We start from the raw sequence: 3109 nt of genomic DNA on the forward strand, positions 1-3109 counted from the left end.
AACTGCCGAACAATTAGCAACTATTATAAATTATTGCGAACATAAATTTGATGAAATTGACGCCATGGTAGTTATTTTTGGAAGCCCTGGCTTGTTTGAAGTATATAATGTTTATGACGTACTTCATAAAAAAATGCGAGACTGTAAAAAGCCGATTTTCCCTATTTTACCTTCTGTAGTTAACGTTAAAAAAGAGATTGATTATTTTGTTTCAAAAGGAAATATCAATTTTACTGACGAAGTGTTGTTTGGAAATGCCTTGGGAAAAGTTCTAAATACCACAAAACCTAAAACTATTAAAGAAAAAACAACACCAACTAATTCAGAAAAGATAAGAGCAATAATTGATATTGCTAAAAATGGTTATTTACAACCTCAACAAGTAAAGGAATTGTTGTTAGCTGCTGAAGTTCCAATTGTAAATGAGGCTGTTTGCAGTTCAAAAAAAGATTGTTTAAACACCGTTAAAGAATTTGGATTTCCAGTGGTTATGAAAGTTGTAGGCCCAATTCATAAGAGCGATGTTGGCGGTATTATTTTAAATATTACTTCTGAAGAAAAACTGATAGCCTCTTTTGATACTATTATGAAAATTGACGGTGCAACATCTGTTTTAATTCAACCAATGAAAAAAGGGATTGAACTATTTATTGGTGCTAAAAAAGAAACTAATTTTGGACATTTAGTTTTATGTGGTTTAGGCGGAATTTATATTGAAGTTTTAAAAGATATTCAGGCTGGCCTAGCACCCATTTCAAATAATGAAGCTGTTGAAATGATTCATAATTTAAAATCGTATAAAATAATTCAGGGAGTTAGAAATCAGAAAGGAATAAATGAAACTAAATTTGCCGAAATAATTGAAAAAATATCAAATTTAGTTACCATTGCCCCTGAAATTTCAGAATTAGATTTAAATCCGCTTTTAGGAAATTCAGAAGAAATTTTTGCGGTTGATGCGCGAATTAGAATTTGTAAATAAAAACTATAATCAAATAAATCAATATTACTCAATAATTTCTACTTGACCACGAATATTTGGACTTGTGCTTCCAATTAAAAAATTCGTGGTTTTTGGATGAATTTTAAAAGCTGCTTTTTCGTTTTTTAAAGCTTCAAAATGTGCTATTATTTTTTTATTTGAGAGTGTGGAGTTATCAAAAACAATAGTGTCTATTTTATTATTTTTTAACAGTGATCTAATTTTTGAATAATCATCTATTAAAGGCTCTTTTATTAAAAGGTATTTTTTATTTAAGTAATCAACAATCAACTCATCATTTCCTAAATACAATAAATTAAATACAGGTTTACTCTTAATTTTATCTTTTCTAAATTTAAAATATTTTAATAAATACCAAAACTCTATTCCAATTCTCATAAAAAAATCATAAACTCTATTAAGTTTAAAATGTTTTTTATAAAAAATACGCATTGCTTCGTGAAAATAATTTAAGTATTTTATATCCTTTGGAGTACTTTCTCCTTTAAAATGAATTATTTGAGTATCGGCATAATAATAATTCTGATAGCCTTTATTCATCAATTTCATACTTAAATCTATATCTTCACCGTACATAAAGTAATCTTCATTAAACCCTTTAACTTCATTAAAAACAGTTCGTTTTATAAACATAAAAGCGCCAGAAGCAACTTTAATAATCCCAGATTCATTTTCATCTAAATGAGTGGCGTAATACTTACCCGTCCGTTTACTTGAAATACCAAAAAGTTTATTAAAAGAGGCATTTGGAGTAGGAATTCCTCTTTTACTTTCAGGAGCAAATTCACCAGAACCATCAATTAATTTAACACCTAAAACACCTAAATTTTGTTTGGTTTTTGCATATTTAACTATTTTATCGAGCGTATCTTCAGCAATAATTGTGTCTGGATTTAATATTAAAACATAGTTACCAGTAGCAATTTTAACACCTTGATTATTTGCTATGGAAAAACCTACGTTTTCTTTATTTTGAATAAAAACAACTTCTGGATATTTTTCAGACAAAATCTTACAACTTTCATCTGTAGAATTGTTATCAACCACAATAATTTCTGAAGAAATATTTTTTGAAGCTGCCTGTACACTTAAAATACATTGCTCCAAAAAATACCGTACATTATAGTTAACAATTACAACAGAAACATCCATAAATTTTAAAGTGAATTTTCAAATGGAATTCTATTAACAATACTTCTTCCTAAAGTAATTTCATCGGCGTATTCCAATTCGTCTCCAACAGCAATTCCACGAGCAATTGTTGATGTTTTAACAGTAAATTTTTCTAATTGTTTAAAAATATAAAAATTTGTGGTATCACCTTCAATAGTAGAACTTAATGCAAAAATCACTTCTTTTACATCACCATTTTTAACTTTATCAATTAAACTATCAATAGTTAAATTTTGTGGGCCAATACCTTCAATTGGGGAGATTTTTCCACCTAATACATGGTACAATCCTTTAAACTGCGAAGTATTTTCAATGGCCATAACATCTCGTACATCTTCAACAACGCAAATAATTTCGGCATTTCTTCTTGGATTGGCACAAATTTCACAAACTTCTACATCAGAAATATTATGACATTTTTTACATAGTTTTATATCATCAACTAATTTATTTAATGCGGTTGCTAATTGATGCGATTGTGATGTTGGTTGCTTTAATAAATGCAATACTAAGCGCAATGCCGTTCGTTTACCAATTCCTGGCAACTGAGAGACTTCATTAACAGCATTTTCCAAAAGTTTAGACGAAAAATTCATTTCGCAAATGTACAATTTCAAACGATATTCTCAATAATTTTAGTTTCTTTGTTACATCTAAACATTTAAAAATAATAAATGCAACCGTTTTACATACTTTTATTAATTGCTATCTACTTTTGTGTACTGCTGGTAATAGCATATTTTACAGGAAAAAACGACACTAACGAAACATTTTTTAAAGCCAATAAAAAATCGCCTTGGTATGTTGTGGCTTTTGGAATGGTTGGCGCTTCCCTTTCTGGAGTTACTTTTATTTCGGTTCCTGGCTGGGTACAAAGTTCTCAATTTAGCTATATGCAAATTGTATTTGGGTATCTCGTTGGCTATTTTGTAA

Annotated in this window: 3 protein-coding genes and 1 pseudogene; 2 read left to right on the top strand and 2 right to left on the bottom strand. The window is 28.8% G+C overall.

Going from position 1 to position 3109, the window contains the following annotated elements:
* Positions 1 to 982: acetate--CoA ligase family protein (locus tag AB1Z17_RS12965; protein WP_368052202.1), on the top strand; the 982-nt coding region annotated here is incomplete at its 5' end.
* A gap of 24 nt (positions 983 to 1006) precedes the next feature.
* Here AB1Z17_RS12965 and AB1Z17_RS12970 read toward each other — a convergent pair.
* On the bottom strand, positions 1007 to 2155 hold the full coding sequence (locus AB1Z17_RS12970; protein ID WP_368052203.1) for a glycosyltransferase family 2 protein: 1149 nt from the start codon (positions 2153 to 2155) through the stop codon (positions 1007 to 1009).
* A 5-nt stretch (positions 2156 to 2160) separates the two neighbouring features.
* Complete coding sequence (recR, locus tag AB1Z17_RS12975; protein ID WP_368052204.1) at positions 2161 to 2772, bottom strand: recombination mediator RecR; 612 nt, start codon at positions 2770 to 2772, stop codon at positions 2161 to 2163.
* Positions 2773 to 2850: 78 nt separating this feature from the next.
* Between recR and AB1Z17_RS12980 the strand changes: the two are divergent.
* Positions 2851 to 3109 (top strand): annotated as a pseudogene (locus AB1Z17_RS12980) (sodium:solute symporter); the annotation flags it as partial.

The sequence above is a fragment of the Lutibacter sp. genome (assembly GCF_040883305.1).
In the GTDB taxonomy this organism is placed as follows: domain Bacteria; phylum Bacteroidota; class Bacteroidia; order Flavobacteriales; family Flavobacteriaceae; genus Lutibacter.

What these genes read in the sequence shown, in the direction of transcription:
- AB1Z17_RS12970 (WP_368052203.1), bottom strand. Translation starts at nt 2,155, where the DNA reads ATGGATGTTTCTGTTGTAATTGTTAACTATAATGTACGGTATTTTTTG.
- recR (WP_368052204.1), bottom strand. Translation starts at nt 2,772, where the DNA reads ATGAATTTTTCGTCTAAACTTTTGGAAAATGCTGTTAATGAAGTCTCT.